At 51.4% G+C, this 17,239-nt stretch carries 14 protein-coding genes; 9 read left to right on the top strand and 5 right to left on the bottom strand.

The window, feature by feature from the left end; all coding sequences use genetic code 11:
* Positions 1–16 precede the first annotated feature (16 nt).
* Positions 17–1,636: a BCCT family transporter gene (locus O4H49_RS08740; protein WP_269423035.1), complete on the top strand. Its 1,620-nt coding sequence runs from the start codon at positions 17–19 to the stop codon at positions 1,634–1,636.
* Between the two features lie 51 nt (positions 1,637–1,687).
* Here O4H49_RS08740 and O4H49_RS08735 read toward each other — a convergent pair whose 3' ends face one another.
* Positions 1,688–3,478, bottom strand: a complete 1,791-nt coding sequence (locus O4H49_RS08735; protein ID WP_269423034.1) for an AMP-dependent synthetase/ligase — start codon at positions 3,476–3,478, stop codon at positions 1,688–1,690.
* Between the two features lie 176 nt (positions 3,479–3,654).
* Here O4H49_RS08735 and O4H49_RS08730 point away from each other — a divergent pair, with 176 nt between their 5' ends.
* Positions 3,655–5,460, top strand: coding sequence for a M3 family oligoendopeptidase (locus tag O4H49_RS08730; protein WP_269423033.1), 1,806 nt, complete (start codon positions 3,655–3,657; stop codon positions 5,458–5,460).
* Positions 5,461–5,537: 77 nt separating this feature from the next.
* Here O4H49_RS08730 and O4H49_RS08725 read toward each other — a convergent pair whose 3' ends face one another.
* Entirely contained in the window at positions 5,538–6,626 is a 1,089-nt protein-coding gene (locus O4H49_RS08725) for a PLP-dependent cysteine synthase family protein (protein ID WP_269423032.1), read from the bottom strand.
* Positions 6,627–6,960: 334 nt separating this feature from the next.
* Here O4H49_RS08725 and O4H49_RS08720 point away from each other — a divergent pair, with 334 nt between their 5' ends.
* From O4H49_RS08720 to O4H49_RS08700, 5 genes are all read left to right on the top strand, one after another.
* A complete protein-coding gene (locus O4H49_RS08720; protein ID WP_269423031.1) occupies positions 6,961–8,370 on the top strand; it encodes an ABC1 kinase family protein in 1,410 nt (469 codons plus the stop codon).
* 247 nt (positions 8,371–8,617) lie between these two features.
* On the top strand, positions 8,618–9,865 hold the full coding sequence (locus O4H49_RS08715) for a Re/Si-specific NAD(P)(+) transhydrogenase subunit alpha (RefSeq protein ID WP_269423030.1): 1,248 nt from the start codon (positions 8,618–8,620) through the stop codon (positions 9,863–9,865).
* Entirely contained in the window at positions 9,865–10,278 is a 414-nt protein-coding gene (locus O4H49_RS08710; protein ID WP_269423029.1) for an NAD(P) transhydrogenase subunit alpha, read from the top strand. Before O4H49_RS08715 ends, O4H49_RS08710 begins: the two co-directional genes overlap by 1 nt.
* A 12-nt stretch (positions 10,279–10,290) precedes the next feature.
* Positions 10,291–11,694, top strand: a complete 1,404-nt coding sequence (locus O4H49_RS08705) for an NAD(P)(+) transhydrogenase (Re/Si-specific) subunit beta (protein ID WP_269423028.1) — start codon at positions 10,291–10,293, stop codon at positions 11,692–11,694.
* Positions 11,695–11,878: 184 nt separating this feature from the next.
* The gene (locus tag O4H49_RS08700; RefSeq protein WP_269423027.1) at positions 11,879–13,195 is read left to right on the top strand and encodes an Hsp70 family protein; all 1,317 of its coding nucleotides are present in this window, start codon (positions 11,879–11,881) and stop codon (positions 13,193–13,195) included.
* Between the two features lie 121 nt (positions 13,196–13,316).
* Here O4H49_RS08700 and rpsU read toward each other — a convergent pair whose 3' ends face one another.
* Positions 13,317–13,520 carry a 30S ribosomal protein S21 gene (gene rpsU / locus O4H49_RS08695; RefSeq protein ID WP_020591205.1) on the bottom strand — a complete coding sequence of 68 codons (204 nt, stop codon included), beginning with the start codon at positions 13,518–13,520 and terminating at the stop codon, positions 13,317–13,319.
* A gap of 311 nt (positions 13,521–13,831) precedes the next feature.
* Between rpsU and def the strand changes: the two genes are divergently transcribed.
* Positions 13,832–14,386, top strand: coding sequence for a peptide deformylase (gene def, locus O4H49_RS08690; RefSeq protein WP_269423026.1), 555 nt, complete (start codon positions 13,832–13,834; stop codon positions 14,384–14,386).
* 67 nt (positions 14,387–14,453) lie between these two features.
* Positions 14,454–15,089: a COQ9 family protein gene (locus tag O4H49_RS08685; protein ID WP_269423025.1), complete on the top strand. Its 636-nt coding sequence runs from the start codon at positions 14,454–14,456 to the stop codon at positions 15,087–15,089.
* A 78-nt stretch (positions 15,090–15,167) separates the two neighbouring features.
* Here O4H49_RS08685 and O4H49_RS08680 read toward each other — a convergent pair whose 3' ends face one another.
* Together O4H49_RS08680 and O4H49_RS08675 are read right to left on the bottom strand one after the other, a co-directional pair.
* On the bottom strand, positions 15,168–16,028 hold the full coding sequence (locus O4H49_RS08680) for a hypothetical protein (RefSeq protein WP_269423024.1): 861 nt from the start codon (positions 16,026–16,028) through the stop codon (positions 15,168–15,170).
* 71 nt (positions 16,029–16,099) lie between these two features.
* Complete coding sequence (locus O4H49_RS08675) at positions 16,100–17,200, bottom strand: 5-(carboxyamino)imidazole ribonucleotide synthase (RefSeq protein WP_269423023.1); 1,101 nt, start codon at positions 17,198–17,200, stop codon at positions 16,100–16,102.
* Between the last annotated feature and the right edge of the window lie 39 nt (positions 17,201–17,239).

The following is a 17,239-nucleotide window of genomic DNA, read 5'->3' as shown; positions in this document are numbered from 1 at the left end:
GAGGGAGGGTATAATAATGAGAGCCAAGTCAGGCTTCTTAAAAGGCCTGAACCCGACCATGGCAATCTGGTCGAAGTTCCTGGTCTTCGCCTTGGTTATTCTGGCGTTTGTCGCCACCAAGGATGTGGGAGATTTTTTTACGGGGATCAACAGTTTCCTCGTCGGTACCATGAAATGGTACTATCTGGGCATTGTTGCCTGTTTTCTGTTCTTTGTCGTATGGCTTTTGTTCAGCCGATACGGGAACTTACGTCTGGGCAAGGATAGTGACCGCCCCGAATTCAGCTATTTCTCATGGTTTGCCATGCTATTTGGTGCAGGCATGGGAATTGGTCTGGTGTTCTGGTCAATTGCCGAGCCGATCTATCACTTCCAGTCCAACCCCTTTATTACAGCGGAAATGTCGCAATCTCCAGAAGCGGCACAAGTCGCCATGCGCATTACCCTGTTTCACTGGGGGCTACATCCCTGGGCGATCTACGTCATCGTAGGATTGACACTGGCTTACTTTGCCTATCGAAAAGACCTGCCCTTGACGATCCGTTCATCGCTATACCCCCTGATCGGGGAGCGGATCTATGGTCCCTTGGGGCATATTGCTGATTTGCTGGCGGTCTACGGCACGGTGTTTGGTGTCGCTACATCTTTGGGGCTTGGTGTGCAACAGATGGCCACCGGGCTTTATGAAATCACAGGCTGGTCTTTCTGGATTACAGAAACCGTTGTGGATGGAGTTACCAAGGTTGAGCCTGCTCTTGCCGCTATGATGCTGCTGATTGCTGTGGTCTCAACATTGGCAACTGTATCTGTGGTTTCCGGTGTCGGGCGGGGCGTCAAGATCTTGTCTGAAGTCAATCTCTGGCTTTCCATCGCCATCCTGGCCTTTTTCTTTGCCTTTGGTCCCACGCGGTATCTGCTGGGTGCTTTCTTGCAGAATATCGGGGATTACCTGGGGCAAGTGGTGCCGCTCAGTCTCTGGACCAATGCCAATGATGAAACCAGCAAATGGCAGGGCGGCTGGACGGCTTTCTATTGGGGCTGGTGGATTTCCTGGGCACCATTTGTTGGCATGTTCATCGCGCGGATTTCCCGTGGACGGACCATTCGGGAATTTATCCTCGGGGTTCTGCTGGTGCCGACATTGCTTGGGGCAGTCTGGTTGACAGCCTTTGGTGGTACAGCCTTGCATATCGAACTCTTCGGAGACGGCGGGATTGTTGAAGCCGTGGGCGCAGATCTGACATCAGCACTCTATGTGACGATTGACAAGATGAATGCAGGTTTTATCGGCACGCTTGCTTCCATCGTCGCAACGCTGTTGATCGCGACCTACTTTATTACTTCTTCAGACTCGGGGACGCTGGTGGTGAACACCCTTTTGTCGATGGGTGATGAAGAACCGCCAACAGTTCACCGTGTGATCTGGGGTCTTGGTGAAGGCTTCGTTGCCGCGGCCCTGTTGTATGTCGGTGGGCTCGAGGCCTTGCAGGCAGCGGCAATCGCTGCGGCACTCCCATTTTCAATCATTATGATTTTTATGATGATTGGCCTGGTCAAGGCGCTTCGGCAAGAGGACCTGGGGCAAGCCTATGCCCTGAGTGGCGAAAAAGTCCGGGGCAGTCTGGACGGGCGCTAGAAACGAAAACGGCTCCGATTTTTCGGAGCCGTTTTTATCTGGGGTTTGGTTTCAAAGAGACTTGCGATATAGCCCTTCGATTTCCTCAGCATAGGTTTCAATTATTTTGTGCCGGCGAATTTTTAATGTCGGCGTCATCATGGCATTGTCGATGGTGAAGGCTTCACGAGCCACGACAAATTTTCTGATTTTTTCTAGCGACGAAAGCTGTCGGTTGACCTGGTCAATCGCTTTGGCGATGGAGATCTTCAAAGATGCGTTGTCATAAACCGATGCCAGAACACCGGGAATCTTGTTGGCTTCACCCCAGCGATCGAGAAAGTCTTCATCGGGTACAATGATGGCGACAAGATGCGCCCGTTTGTTGCCGTAAACCATGGCCTGATTAATTGTAGAGTGAAGGGTCAGCAGGCTTTCAATTCTAGCTGGTGAAACGTTATCGCCGCCCGAAAGAACGATGATGTCTTTTTTTCGATCAGTAATCTTGAGACGGCCTTCTGAATCAAATTCTCCGATATCACCAGTGTGTAGCCAGCCATCCTTGATTGTTGCTGCCGTGTTGCGAGGGTCTTTCCAGTAGCCGGACATCAACAGTTCACCTGAAACCAGAATTTCATTTTCCTCCCCGATCTTGACCTGAACGCCTTTGAGGGGAGTGCCGACCGTAGCCATGTCGATTTTCCCGGGGCGGTTTACCGCAACGACAGGGGCCGCTTCGGTCTGACCGTAACCCTGAAGGACAGGGAGGCCAAGAGCGTGGAAAAACAGACCGATGTCTTCATTCAGAGCAGCGCCACCGGAAACCATTGCTTTTAACCGACCACCGAAGCGCTGACGCAATTTGTCACGAACGAGTTTTTCCAGTACCGGATCAAGCAACCTTTCGAGTGCCGATAGCGAGCCTGGATTATGGTATTTTTTGCGCCCCAGTGCCTCGGCTTTGTAGAAGAGCTTCTGTTTGAGAGGTTTCTCTTTTTCCAGGCCGCGCGTGATCCGGATATGCATGGTTTCGTAAAGCCGGGGGACTGCCGTCATGATGGTCGGTTTGGCTTCGGCAAGATTACGCAGCAGGTGTTCTGCCCCTTCTCCGTAATATATCTGGGCACCAAGCAGCAGTGGAAAAAACTGTCCGGCGCTGTGTTCATAGGCGTGGGAAAGGGGAAGAAATGACAGGAAGACTTCTTCGCCCAGCCCCAGATCTTCAAGAACATCCCAGGCACCTTCACAGTTGCAAAGGATTGCGCCATGGCTCAGCATGACGCCTTTGGGAGCTCCGCCAGTACCGGAGGTGTAAATAATACAGGCTTGATCTGTTCTGTTCAGCTCATTGATTATATCAGGGGTGTTATCATTCTGTGGGTCCACTTCAGAAACCAGCTTGTCCCAACTGTGGATGGGCAGGGCACTTTCCTGCCCCTGGCCGAAACGTTCCATACCAATAACCCAGCGACATTCCGAAGCATCAATGGCAGCTGGGATGGCTTTTTGGGCCAGGGCCGAAGTCGAGACGATGATGCCCGCAGCACCGGAATGGCCGAGGATATACTGATGGTCGAGGGTATTGTTGGTGGTATAGGCCGGAACAGTGATACCACCAGCAGCCATGATAGCCAGATCGGCGATAAACCATTCTGGTCTGTTTTCCGAGACCAGAACGACCCGTTCTCCTTTTTCCAGTCCCAGCATTTTCAGGTTATGGGCCAGGGCTGATACCCGCCTTGCGGTTTCTGTCCAGCTGACTGGCGTGTAAACCTTGTTATCCTTGAACCAGAGAAAAGGTGTGTCTCCCCGTTCCTTTGCCTGCTCATAGAAGAGACTGACGAGGTTTTTTGCCTTAGGCATTGTTTTTAGTTGCTGCATTGTCCCTGATAGCCTTTTGCCTGTATCTTAGCCTTAGTAGCATTGTTTTCCCCTTGGCCTGAACTTTTTTATCTTGTTTTTGCCAAAGGGCTCATACGTTTATAGGGCAACCAAATCTATTTTTGCTGACCGTCTCACGACGGAACGAGAGGACTTTTATGACTGAAGCCGCCCACCCGAAAGATGTTGTTGATGAAAAGCTGGGCACACTCCCGGCCTGGAATCTTGCTGACCTCTACCCCGGCCCCGATTCTGCCGAACTGAGAGATGATTTGTCTGCCCTGGAAGTAAAAGCTGTTTCTTTTAAAAAAACCTACGCCGGGATGCTTTCTCAGTTAACAGGAGACAAGCTCTGTACCGCGATCGAAGAGTACGAGCAGCTTCAGGAAATCATGGGCAAGGTGATGAGCTATGCCTATCTGGTCTATGCTGGCGATATGAGTGATCCCGGAATTGGCAAGTTCTTTCAGTCCATGCAAGAACGCATCACGTCAATCTCTACCCATACCCTGTTTTTCTCGCTTGAATTGAACAAACTCGAAGATACTGCGTTGCAGGAGAAGATCAAAGATGGGCGTTTGAGTGAATACGCGCCCTGGATCCGGGACCTTCGCGCCCAGAAAGATTACCAGCTTTCAGATGATCTCGAAGAGTTGCTATTGGAAAAACGTGTTTCCGGTAGGTCAGCGTGGGTGCGCTTGTTTGATGAAACCATGGCTGCTCTGCGTTTCCCCTTTGGGAATGGAGATCTTGGTTCAGCTGAAATCCTCAACAAACTGAGTAACCGTGACCCGGCGGTCCGACAGGAAGCGGCTCAGTCACTGGGGAAGGTGCTCGGGCAAAATCAACGGCTTTTTGCACATATCACCAATACCCTGGCCAAGGACAAAGAAACCGAAGACCAATGGCGTGGTTTTGCCCGCCCCGTTTCTTCGCGCAATCTGGCGAATGTCGTGGAGGATGAAGTCGTTGAGGCGCTGGTGAGCTCTGTAACGGGGGCTTATGGCGATCTGTCCCACCGGTATTACAAACTTAAAGCCAAATGGTTCGGGGTAGAGCAATTACCTTACTGGGATCGCAATGCCCCCCTGCCGGATGATGATGATACGATCATTCCCTGGGATAAGGCCCGCGATACTGTCCTGACGGCTTATGCCGGGTTCTCTCCGGAACTTGCCGCAGTCGGGAAACGGTTTTTTGACAATCCCTGGATCGATGCACCGGTCAGGCCAGGAAAAGCGCCCGGGGCTTTTGCGCACCCGGTTGTCCCTTCGGCGCACCCTTATCTTCTGGTGAACTATCAGGGGCGGACCCGTGATGTTATGACACTGGCCCACGAACTCGGGCACGGTGTACATCAGATTCTGGCTGGAACTCAGGGACTTCTGAAGGCAGATACTCCCCTGACTCTGGCCGAAACCGCGTCGGTATTTGGGGAAATGCTGACATTCCAGTCTTTGTTGAAACAGCAGGATGATCCTAATAAACGCCGGATCATGCTGGCCTCAAAAGTTGAGGACATGCTCAACACTGTGGTGCGGCAGATCTCGATGCACCAGTTCGAAACCCGTGTTCACGACGAACGCCGCAAAGGCGAACTGCTGCCAGAACAACTGGGCGAAATCTGGATGGAGTGCCAAAAAGAGGGCCTGGGATCAGCAATCCGTTTCGAAGAGGAATATGCGAGTTACTGGTCCTACATTCCCCATTTTGTTCACTCTCCTTTCTATGTTTATGCTTATGCCTTTGGGGATTGTCTGGTGAACTCGCTTTATGCGGTTTATCAACAGAGTGAAGCAGGCTTTGCTGAAAAGTATCTGGAAATGTTGTCAGCCGGGGGCAGCAAGCGCCATCAGGAGCTTTTGGCCCCCTTTGGTCTGGATGCTAGCGATCCGGATTTCTGGAAACAGGGGCTGAAAGTGGTGTCCGGGTTTATCGACCAGCTTGAAGCCATGGAAAGCTAAGTCGTCCTTGCAATATATGCTGCCCAAACAAACAGCCCGGAATGACTATTCATTCCGGGCTGTTTGTTTGGGGTGGATCACTCCTCGAGAGAATAGCTTCCGCAATCAAGGAACTGGCGTAGACGTTTCAGCTCTGGTTCAATCAGCAGGTTTTGTTCCCGCCGCCAGCTCTCGTTGTAATAAGTATCAAGATAGCGATCACCTGAATCACAGATCAGGGTGACAATGCTGCCCTGCTCATTCCGGCTTTTCATTTCTGACATCAGGTGAAAGGCACCGCAGAGATTGGTCCCTGTTGAAGCGCCGCATTTTCGCCCGAGCAGCTCTTCAAGCAGATGAATGGCGGCGATAGAGGCGGCATCAGGTACCCGGATCATCCGGTCAATTACAGAAGGAACAAATGAAGGTTCGACCCGGGGGCGACCAATGCCTTCGATCCGGGAGCCACGGGGGCCTGTCAGACTTGCATCACGGGATTTGAAGTAGTCGAGAAACACTGAATGTTCTGGATCAACAATACAGAGCTTGGTGTTGGTGGTGCAGTTGCTTTCATAGCGGATATAGCGTCCGATGGTAGCGGAAGTGCCTCCGGTACCTGCGCTGGCAACAACCCATTGTGGATCGGGATAGCTTTCCAGTGCCATCTGGGAAAAGATCGACTGGGCAATATTGTTATTGCCGCGCCAGTCTGTTGCTCGTTCGGCATAGGTGAACTGGTCCATGTAATGCCCCCCCAGCTCATCAGCCAGGCGCTGGGATTCTCCATAGATATCTTTGGGTTCGACCAGATGGCATTCGCCGCCATAGAATTCGATCAGTGCTATTTTCCCCTTGGCGGTTGTTTTGGGAACCACGGCAATAAAACGTAAACCCAGCAAGCGGGCAAAGTACGCTTCGGAAATAGCCGTACTGCCGGAAGAAGCCTCGACAATCGGAGTGTCCTTGCAGATCCAGCCATTACAAAGAGCATAGAGAAACAGAGACCTTGCCAGGCGGTGTTTCAAGCTGCCAGTGGGATGGGTGGACTCATCTTTGAAATAGAGTTCGACACCATGACAGGTATCCAGGTTAAGTTTGATCAGGTGTGTGTCCGAAGAACGGTTATAGTCGGCTTCGATTTTTTTGACAGCGTCACGAACCCATTGTCTTTTTTCTGCATCGCGCATTTTTTTGTCCGTCCGGTCTGGTTCAGGGCGTGTATCATCCAGCTAGCATACCATGAGTGAATAGCTGTCTGTTTTGATTATGGTTTCGCGTTTATAAAGCCTCGTCTTGGCTATTTTATCTCAAAAAGATGCGCGTTATGACATGATTTTGGGATATTTTCTCAAACATGAATGTTCTTCTTTGCCGAGGGAATGGTTCTTGGCTTCAATACTGGTACTATCGAAGGAATGGACCATATAGTTATGAGAGCAGGAGAAGTACAAAGAGCAAGCATGAAAAGATAAGCCTCTCTGATTTTATCCTGTTGCGAGCTTTGACCCGAAAGGTATTTCCGTGACCCATGATGATGACCCGGCAGATCCCCGGGTTGATAACTCTTTCAATGATGACAGTTCCCGCTTTTCTGGTCGTTTGAAACGCTATGCCAAGGTGGGGACCTCGGTTGGAGGTCTGGCGGCTCAAGTGGTCGGAAGTCGCGTGTTTGGTCTTGGCCTGGATCGGGGCCGACATTCATCGGAATTAAAAAATGCTCTTGGAGGTTTGAAGGGGCCTTTGATGAAGGCTGCGCAAATTCTGGCGACGATCCCGGATGCCTTGCCAAAGGAGTATGCAGAGGAACTCAGGCAACTTCAATCCAATGCTCCTGAAATGGGATGGCTGTTTGTCAAACGCCGGATGCAGAACGAACTCGGCCCGGGCTGGCAAAAGAAGTTTGCCCGGTTTGAGCAAAAAGCTGCGGCTGCAGCTTCATTGGGTCAGGTCCACGAAGCAGAAAGTCACGATGGTGCCAGACTTGCCTGCAAGCTGCAGTATCCGGATATGATTTCTGCTGTGGAAGCTGACCTGACGCAACTGGGGATCTTGTTTGGGATCTACCGTCGATATGACAAGGCGATTGACCCTTCAAATGTTCATAAGGAATTAGCCGAACGGCTGCGTGAAGAGCTGGACTATCTGCGTGAAGCGCAAAACATGAAGCTCTACAGGCATATGCTTCAGGACGAAAAAAAAGTATTTATCCCGAAAGATGTGCCTGAGCTGACCACCCGGCGTCTCTTGACCATGAACTGGCTTGAAGGAGAGCCTTTGCTTGATTTTATTCAGAACCACGAGTCTGATCAGGATGCCAGAAACCAGGTTGCGATGAATATGTTCCGGGCCTGGTATGTTCCCTTCTATGATTATGGTGTGATTCATGGTGATCCGCATCTTGGCAATTACTCGATCCGGAAAAACGGTGATGTGAACCTGCTGGATTTTGGCTGCATCCGTGTTTTTGATCCCTCTTTTGTCAAAGGTGTGATCGACCTTTACTATGCCCTGGAACAGAACGATGAGGCGCTGGCTGTACAGGCCTATGAAAGCTGGGGGTTTGATCTCTCGAATAGAGAGATGCTCGATATTCTCAATATCTGGGCCCAGTTTCTCTATGGGCCGCTATTACAGGACCGAAAGCGAACCATCGTTGATGACCACAAGGGGGGAGCTTACGGTGCAGGAATCGCCTATAAGGTACATCAGGAATTGCGGCGGATCGGAGGTGTGAAACCGCCCCGTGAGTTTGTGCTGATGGACCGGGCCGCCGTTGGCCTGGGGTCCGTGTTTATGCATTTAAAGGCCGAGGTCAACTGGCATCAACTGTTTCATGACTTGATCGGTGATTTCGATTATGCTGCTCTACAGGCACGTCAGTCTGTTGCTTTGCAGCAGTGTGATCTGTTTCCACCATCTCTGACCGAGTAAGACGCCATTTATCGGGCGAATCGGTATCATTCAGTATTCTAAGTTTAGGTATCAAGATTTCTGATGATGGATTTTTTCCTTATCAGAAAATATCTTACTCCGTAAAGTATGACTGTTTTAGTATGTTTTTGTGCACTGCACACTTGCGCAGCAACCAATAAAACCGTTTAAATAAAAGAAAAACATCAAAAACTCAGGGTACAGTCGGTCTGCAAGAGCCGATCGGGAAACACAACCGGGAGACAAAATGAGAATAGCTATTCCCAAGGAGCGCCGCCCCCATGAAACACGGGTGGCCGCTTCACCAGAAACAGTCAAGAAACTGGTTAATCTGGGATGTGAAGTGGTGATCGAGAAGGGCGCAGGTACTGCAGCCAGCTTTACCGATATGGCTTTTAAGGATGCAGGCGCGACTATCGCCAAGGATGCCGAGACAGCTTGTAAAGATGCTGCGGTTATCTTCAAAGTCCAGAAGCCGATTGTCGGCGGCAAGGATGACGAAATTGGAAAGCTGGCTAAAGGCACAGTCATCATTTCCATTACGGACCCCTATCGTTCAGCCAAAGAAATTGAGGCTTATGCCAAGGCTGACCTGACAATTTTCGCCATGGATTTTGTACCCCGGATCACCCGGGCGCAGTCAATGGACGTCCTGTCGAGTCAATCGAACCTTGCAGGCTATAAGGCTGTTCTTGACGGGGCAGCGGTTTTCAACCGGGCTTTTCCGATGATGATGACAGCCGCAGGCAAGATTAATCCTGCCCGGGTTTTTGTCATGGGAGCAGGTGTTGCAGGGCTGCAGGCGATTGCAACAGCGAAACGTCTGGGAGCCGTGGTTCTGGCAACCGATGTTCGCCCAGCTTCCAAGGAACAGGTCGAAAGTCTTGGTGGAAAATTCGTAGCGGTCGAGGATGATGAATTCAAACAGGCAGAAACGGCAGGTGGCTATGCCAAGGAAATGTCGGATGCCTATAAGAAAAAACAGGCTACGCTGATTGCAGAGACCATTGCAAAGGTTGATATGGTCATCACGACGGCCCTTATTCCCGGGCGTCCTGCACCTGTTCTTGTTACGGCTGATATGGTCAAGTCGATGAAACCGGGATCGGTTGTTGTTGATCTGGCTGTAGAAACAGGGGGCAACTGTGAACTGTCCCAGCCTGGCAAGGTTGTGATCAAAAACGGGGTTAATATCGTCGGACATCTCAATATGCCTGGACGCCTTGCGACAGATGCTTCTGATCTTTACGCACGAAACCTGTTTAATTTCTTCGAATTACTTTTCGATAAGGAAAACAAGGCGCTTTCCATCGACTGGAATGACGAGATCGTCAAGGGCACCTGTGTGACCCACGAAGAGAACATCGTGCATCCTGCTTTGGCCCACGCCAAAGAACCAGCAAAGCCCGCGACAAAAACATCCGCGAGCGCTGATGCAGCCAAAGATGCTGATCCGGCCGTTGAGACCGGAGAGAAAGAAGGGGGGAAAGCCTGATGTCGAGCGAGCAGTTTATCAACAAGGCAACAGATGCAGCAAATGCGGCGCGGGCATTGTCTGACGAGGTCGCTTCGCTGGCTTCTGAAGCCAGCCGGCTGGTTGTCGAGACTTCCGGGCAGACAGTCGGGCATTCGCCCCTGATCATGGGGCTGACCGTTTTGGTGCTGGCTGTCTTTGTCGGCTATTACGTGGTCTGGAACGTCACCCCTGCATTGCACTCACCATTGATGGCGGTAACCAATGCGATTTCCTCTGTGATTATCGTGGGGGCGCTGATAGCGACCGGGCCCGCCGATATGGGCTTCAGTGAAGTCATGGGGTTCATTGCCGTGGTTCTGGCTGCGGTGAACATCTTTGGCGGCTTTATTGTCACGCAGCGCATGTTGCAAATGTTCAAGAAAAAGAAATAGGGGGGACTGGAAATGTCATCGGATCTATCCGCACTGTTATATCTCGTCGCCTCTATATGCTTTATTATGGCATTGCGGGGACTTTCTCATCCAACCACCAGCCGTCAGGGCAATGCTTTTGGGATTGTCGGTATGGTTCTTGCCATCGGAACGACCCTCGCAGCGCCGGGTGTCGTCAGTTATGGCACGATCTTGCTCGGGCTGTTGATCGGGGGCGCTATCGGGACAGTTATTGCCCTGCGCATCCAGATGACGGCCTTGCCACAACTGGTTGCGGCCTTCCATAGTCTGGTTGGTCTGGCAGCGGTGTTTGTTGCCCTGGCTGCATTCCACAAACCTGAAGCCTATGGCATTGGCTCAGTGGGTAATATCAATGTCTCGAGCCTTGTTGAAATGGCCTTGGGAACGGCTGTTGGTGCCATTACCTTTACGGGCTCTATTGTGGCTTTTGGAAAGCTCCAGGGACTGGTTACAGGGCGTCCTTTGGTCTTCAAGTTACAGCATCCGTTGAATGCTGCACTTGGGGCTGCTTCTGTACTGCTGCTGGTTTTGCTCTGTACAACACAGGACCCGATGTATCTCTGGATACTGGTGGCGGTAACACTTCTGCTTGGTTTCCTGTTGATTCTGCCAATCGGCGGAGCTGACATGCCCGTCGTGGTCTCCATGCTGAATTCCTATTCAGGATGGGCAGCTTGCGGGATCGGCTTTACCCTGCAGAACAACCTGCTGATCGTAACCGGTGCGCTGGTTGGCTCTTCCGGGGCGATTCTGAGTTACATCATGTGCAAAGCCATGAACCGTTCGTTCATCAGTGTGATTCTTGGCGGATTTGGTGCCGAGAGCGAAGCTGGCGGTGGCGGCTCTGAGGGACAGGATGACCGGGTTGTTAAATCCGGTTCAGGAGACGACGCAGCCTTCCTGATGAAAAATGCAGAGTCGGTTATCATTGTACCAGGTTACGGTATGGCTGTGGCCCAGGCCCAGCATGTCCTGCGTGAAATGGTTGACCTGTTGAAATCTTCAGGTGTGAATGTCCGCTATGCGATCCATCCTGTTGCCGGACGGATGCCCGGACATATGAACGTGTTGCTGGCTGAAGCCAATGTACCTTATGACGAAGTGCTGGAAATGGACGAAATCAACCGCGATTTCCGTTCCACTGATGTCGTCTTTGTCATCGGTGCAAACGACATCACCAACCCGGCAGCGAAAACAGATCCGAAATCGCCAATCTATGGGATGCCAATTCTCGAGGTTGATCAGGCCCAGACGGTTCTGTTTGTCAAACGCGGGATGGCTGCAGGTTATGCTGGAGTGCAGAACGAACTGTTCTTCCGTGATAACACCATGATGCTGTTCGGCGATGCCAAGGCAATGTGCGAAAAAATCGTCAAGGCATTGGAGCATCTGTAAGAGGTTCCGCTGATAAACACACGAGCAATCGTTATAAAAGGGCACCTTCGGGTGCCCTTTTTTTTACAGAAGAAACCGAGGGGGGGAAGTACCTAAACGGAAAAATCGGATTCAAAGGTTGATTAATCAGCCAAAACTGACCATTTATCGCGCCCTTGTTTTTGTTGAGTGTGCGGAGGATGCCATGAATAGCCTGTCAAACCAGAAAGACCTGTCCGTTGGCATCGATTTTGGTACGACCAATACCGTTATTGCCTTGGCAGAGCGGGACGGGCCGGTACGTTCCCTTCGCTTTAATCACAATGACAGCCTGTACGAGGTATACCGTACATTGTTGTGTTACGAAGAGACGATACAGTCCGGACAAAAGCGGGTTGACGTTACAGGTGGTCCCTGGGCGCTGGAGCAGTATATCAATGCGCGGGGAGAGATACGTTTTCTCCAGTCTTTCAAAAGCCATGTCGCGAGCAAGCTGTTTCAGGAAACCCAGATCTTTGCCCGTCGTTATACGCTACAGGATATCATGTCGGACTTTTTCCAGCAGTTTATTGAAAATGCGGAAGGACAGCTGGATCTGAGCGTGGCGCAGGTTGTTGCGGGGCGACCAATTGTCTTTGCCGGGCATGCACCGGATGAAGAGCTCGCCACCAGTCGCTACAACACGGCTTATGCCAGTATTGGGCTGGAGAATGTCAACTATGTCTACGAGCCTGTCGGGGCGGCTTACTACTATGCCCAGAGCATTGAAAAGGAAGCGACCATTCTCGTGGCAGACTTTGGCGGGGGTACCAGTGACTTTTCTATCGTCCGCTTTGAACGCAATGCCCAGGAGTTGCGCTCTATTCCGCTCGGTTATGCCGGTCTGGGGATTGCGGGAGATACCTTCGACAGTCGTTTGATCGACCATATCGTTTCGCCATCACTGGGTAAGGGCAGTGGTTATTATTCCCTGGATAAAAAAATCCTGGAGATGCCGACCTATTATTACAATCGCTTTTGCAAATGGCATGAGCTGGGGGTGCTCAAAAGCCCGACGACACTCAAGGAACTCCGCAGCCTGAGATCCGCTGCGGTGGAGCCGGAGTTGCTCGATACCTTTATCGATGTCGTCGACAATGACTGGAGTATGGACATTTACAAGGCCATTTCCAAAACCAAGATGGACTTGACCCTTCAGGAAGAAACAGATTTTTCTGTCAGATTCAGTGACAGCAGGATTGAGAAACGGGTGGCCCGTTCCGATTTTGAAAACTGGATTGCGAAGGATCTCAAGGCAATTGAAGAGAAAGTTGAAGAGCTTCTCGCCAGCAGTGGTTTGTCTGTCTCTGCGATCGATAAAGTTTTTCTGACAGGGGGGACATCCTACGTGCCGGCGGTTCAAAAACTCTTTGCTCGCCATTTCGGCCAGGAAAAGTTGGCCAGTGGCAAGCAGCTGGAATCTGTGGCCTATGGCCTGGCTCTAGTTGGACTGGATCAAAACCTGTCAAACTGGACAGTCTGAACTAGGGAGCCTGATTGCGAATGCAAAACGGGCCACCTTCCGAGTTGGGAGGTAGCCCGTCTTTCTTCCCAAGGGAAGATATCTCGCCTTAAGCGACGTTCTGCGAACGTCGATCAGACTATTAGTAGCCTTCGCGTTCCATACGCTTACGCAGTAGCTTGCGATAGCGGCGAACCGCTTCCGCACGCTCACGCTTTTTGCGCTCACATGGTTTTTCGAAGTTGCGACGCAACTTCATTTCACGGAAGACACCTTCGCGCTGCAATTTTTTCTTGAGCGCGCGAAGAGCCTGATCAACATTGTTATCACGAACGTGTACTTGCACGGGCGATCAGCTCCTTTCTAGCGTCAGACCGAACATCGACCTGACTGAGTTTTCTCGGTTGCCCGAGTTGAACACAAAAAGACCTTCCGCTGCACTACAAGTACAGCAGGTCCGAGGCTGTGTTATCACAGGCGGTGGATAATGTGAAGGAGGAATCTTGGGGACTGTCGATTCGTTTCTGCAGTTTTCGGGGAGTTTTAACGATTTTAGCGGGATGGAACCCGGATGGAACAAGGGCAGGGGAATTTGTTTTGACCGCATGATTCCTGATCTACATAGTAAGAAATCAGACACAAAAAGACAGTATTTGCATGACCTTGCTGAAAATCTCCAAGATGGGGCATCCGGTTCTCTGGCAAAAAGCCCAGGCTGTTGAGGATCCCTCCTCACCCGAAATACGGCAACTGGCCAGCGATATGATCGAAACCATGCAGGATGCCGGGGGGACCGGGATCGCGGCGCCACAGGTTTACCACTCTAAACGGATGTTTGTTTTTCAGGTGTCGGCTGCCCGCGCCAAAGCCGAAGCCGAGCGTCTTGGCTTTTCGCTGGATGATGAGGGCGATGTGCCTTTGACTGTTTTGATTAATCCCGAGATTGAAATGCTTGGAGTGCAAAAAGACGAAGCCTGGGAGGGCTGTCTTTCGATTCCGGGTCTGATGGGCAAGGTGTCACGATCTCGTGTGATTCGCTATCGTGGTTTGGGGTTGGATGGTAAGATGATCGAAGCCGTGGCTACGGGCTTCCACGCCCGGGTTGTCCAGCATGAATATGATCATCTCGATGGTATCCTGTACACGGAACGTCTTGAGACGCCACGGAAGATGATTTTCGCATCCGAGTTGGCGGAATATGATGAGGTCTGAACCCGTCGATCCATTTAAACCCGGGTATCAGGGGATATCTGCAAGGGTAGAAACAGAGACTGAGATAATGAGTGAAAAGCAAAAAGAACAGCTATTGGCGCGCCTGTTACCTCTGGTGCCTTTTGAGGGCTGGAGTGAAACAGCCCTGGCCGAGGCTGCGCGGGATATCGGCTTGACGACGAGTCAGACTGCCCTGTTTTTTCCACGGGGAATAACGGATGTCCTGCGTTACTATAACCAACAGCTGGATCAGCAGGTTATGGCCCGGCTGGAAGCTTCGGATGATCTTAAGGTGCGGGAGAAAATTACACTGGCTGTTCGTTACCGGCTTGAGTTGATGACGCCGAACCGTGAAGCCATCCGCAAGGGTATCAGCTTCTTTACGATGCCGCTGAAGGCCTCAGAAGGGCTGCATAATCTTTATGATACCGTGGATTCCATCTGGCTTGCGGCAGGGGATCGTTCGACGGATTACAATTTCTACAGCAAACGTATGCTGTTGGCCGGGGTTTACAGCTCGACATTATTATACTGGCTGGAAGACAGTTCAGAAGGCTATGAAAGAACCTGGAGCTTCCTTGATCGTCGCATCACTGAGGTTCTCAAGATTGGCGGAGCGTTGGGCAAGGGGATTGGCAAGCTTTCCAAAATAGCTGGGGCGGTCAGAGGGCTTGCTCCGAAATCCTTTACGCACCGCTGTTAATTTCTTCGCTGTCCTTTCTCCTGTCGGGTACCCTGTTGGATGGCCCTCTTTTGATGAATATGTGATCCCGCAGGAAGGCTATTGCTGATCTTCAAACAATTTCTTTAGCCAACGCTTTGCTGCGGTGTGACGCCCTTGGGTGTTGATGACAAATTCCTGCCCTTTCGGGGCAGAAGTGAGATGCCAGTTCTCACCGTCCGGCTGCCATTTCTCTGGCTTCATATGATAGGAAAGAGCGGGTGTCGGATGGGCGAACCACCCGGGCAATTGCCAGCGCGAGCGAGTGCCGCCCGGGCGCGTGAGTATCCGCCGAGGATGGATATTGTTGAACAGACCTCCACCGGGCAGATCTGTGGTTCCGCTGCCTCTCTGAGAAAAAAAATCGAGGCTATCCCGAGCAAGATAAAGTGTATTGTTTAAGCCAAATTCGCCATGGAAATGCGGGTGGTCTTTATAAACGGGGTCAGCAAAATTTGATGTTTCGGGATTTCCGGTCAGGGAATGAAGCTGACCAACCTGAAGCCAGCCAAAAATAACATGGAGATCTGGGCTGTTTGGAAGGGGACGGAATTCTGCGTCGACTGATCTGAACCAGCCAAAAAAGAGAAAGAGATCTCCTGCCTGGACGCCTTGTTTGGCAAGATGCTGCTGGGCAGCACCGTGCTGACCAAAACAGGGTCGCCAGTTGGCCCGCCTTGGAAGACTTTCTGGAAAAAGATCCGGATCTAGATGAACCCTGTCATCGGGTTTTGCAGCCTTGGGCGATAGCTGTTTGAGCAGTTGACCTAAATTTCCGAGCGGAGATTCCAGATCCTGATAACAAAAAGGTCCCTCTGTATGCGGAATTGGCAGAGAACAGATGCGTCCATCGGGCAATATGGGGCTTGGACCACCCCCATATTGGGAATCAAAGCCTTTTCTGCTGAGGATGATTCGCATGAGCCTGCCAATCCTCTGGTCGCCGTGGGCATGATACTATCAGCTTTCGGAACCCGTCGTTGATCGGGGGATTATTTACGGGGGATCACCCGGGTAACATGCCCCATCTTGCGACCGGGTTTGGCCTCGGACTTGCCATAGAGATGCAGCTTGGCGGACGGATCGGAAAGAATTTCCTCCCACCCGTTTACATCATCACCGAGCAGATTGGTCATCACCGCGTCGGAATGGCGGTAAACCGATCCAAGCGAGAGACCGGACACAGCACGGATAAACTGTTCGAACTGTGACGTGACACAGGCATCCATAGACCAGTGCCCGGAGTTATGGGGACGGGGTGCCATTTCATTGACCAGGACCTCGTCTTCGGTCGTCACGAACATCTCAATGGCAAGCATGCCGACCAATTGCATTTCCTCGGCCATGTGCCGGGCGATAACCTCTGCCCGATCACTGATTTTTTGGGAAATGCGTGCCGGCACGATGGTCTGATCCAGAATATGGTTCTTGTGTCGGTTCTCTACCGGGACATAAGTCTGGCAGGCGCCCTGGATACTTCTGGCAACAATGACCGATATTTCCATACGGAAATCAACCAGAGTCTCGAGAATGGTTTCGGCCTTCTTTCTGTCGCCAGCAACCGTTTTCCAGGCTTCCTTGAGGTCGGTATCGGGACCGATGAGGACCTGTCCCTTGCCGTCATATCCCATTTCTGTTGTTTTCAGAATACAGGGTCGCCCCATATCACGGACAACCCGGTCAAGGTTTTCACGGTTTGTTACTTCCGCATATTTTGTCGTCGGAACCTTGATTGAATTACAGAAATCTTTCTCTCTCAAACGGTTCTGGCATATATGTAAAACTTTGGGGCCAGGATTGACGGCTATTCTTTCAATCAGGAAGGCCGCCGTGCTGGCAGGGACGTTCTCAAATTCGTAGGTAACAACATCAACCTGTTCAGCAAATTTCGCCAGGGCAGCTTCGTCATCATAATCTGCGGTGGTATAATACTTTGAAACCTCGCTGGCGGGGTTGTTTTCTTCCGGACAGAAAATATGACAATGATATCCGAGTTCAGCCGCGGCTGAAGCCGCCATACGGCCAAGCTGTCCTCCACCCAGAATGCCAATCACGGAGCCGGGGGCCAAAGGGGCGGTAAGGGTCTTGCTCATGGGTGAGGTCTCCACTGAAGGCGGGGTGAAAGCAGGCTT

The sequence above is a fragment of the Kiloniella laminariae genome, from assembly GCF_027214005.1.
GTDB classification, from domain to species: domain Bacteria; phylum Pseudomonadota; class Alphaproteobacteria; order Kiloniellales; family Kiloniellaceae; genus Kiloniella; species Kiloniella laminariae_A.
Note: the sequence above shows the minus strand (reverse complement) of the source record. Positions and strands in the feature narration are given on the sequence as shown.

Excerpts from the sequence above, each read along its gene's own strand:
- O4H49_RS08740 (WP_269423035.1), top strand. The coding sequence starts at position 17 with ATGAGAGCCAAGTCAGGCTTCTTAAAAGGCCTGAACCCGACCATGGCA.
- O4H49_RS08735 (WP_269423034.1), bottom strand. The coding sequence starts at position 3,478 with ATGCCTAAGGCAAAAAACCTCGTCAGTCTCTTCTATGAGCAGGCAAAG.
- O4H49_RS08730 (WP_269423033.1), top strand. The coding sequence starts at position 3,655 with ATGACTGAAGCCGCCCACCCGAAAGATGTTGTTGATGAAAAGCTGGGC.
- O4H49_RS08725 (WP_269423032.1), bottom strand. The coding sequence starts at position 6,626 with ATGCGCGATGCAGAAAAAAGACAATGGGTTCGTGACGCTGTCAAAAAA.
- O4H49_RS08715 (WP_269423030.1), top strand. The coding sequence starts at position 8,618 with ATGAGAATAGCTATTCCCAAGGAGCGCCGCCCCCATGAAACACGGGTG.
- O4H49_RS08710 (WP_269423029.1), top strand. The coding sequence starts at position 9,865 with ATGTCGAGCGAGCAGTTTATCAACAAGGCAACAGATGCAGCAAATGCG.
- O4H49_RS08705 (WP_269423028.1), top strand. The coding sequence starts at position 10,291 with ATGTCATCGGATCTATCCGCACTGTTATATCTCGTCGCCTCTATATGC.
- O4H49_RS08700 (WP_269423027.1), top strand. The coding sequence starts at position 11,879 with ATGAATAGCCTGTCAAACCAGAAAGACCTGTCCGTTGGCATCGATTTT.
- def (WP_269423026.1), top strand. The coding sequence starts at position 13,832 with ATGACCTTGCTGAAAATCTCCAAGATGGGGCATCCGGTTCTCTGGCAA.
- O4H49_RS08685 (WP_269423025.1), top strand. The coding sequence starts at position 14,454 with ATGAGTGAAAAGCAAAAAGAACAGCTATTGGCGCGCCTGTTACCTCTG.
- O4H49_RS08680 (WP_269423024.1), bottom strand. The coding sequence starts at position 16,028 with ATGCGAATCATCCTCAGCAGAAAAGGCTTTGATTCCCAATATGGGGGT.
- O4H49_RS08675 (WP_269423023.1), bottom strand. The coding sequence starts at position 17,200 with ATGAGCAAGACCCTTACCGCCCCTTTGGCCCCCGGCTCCGTGATTGGC.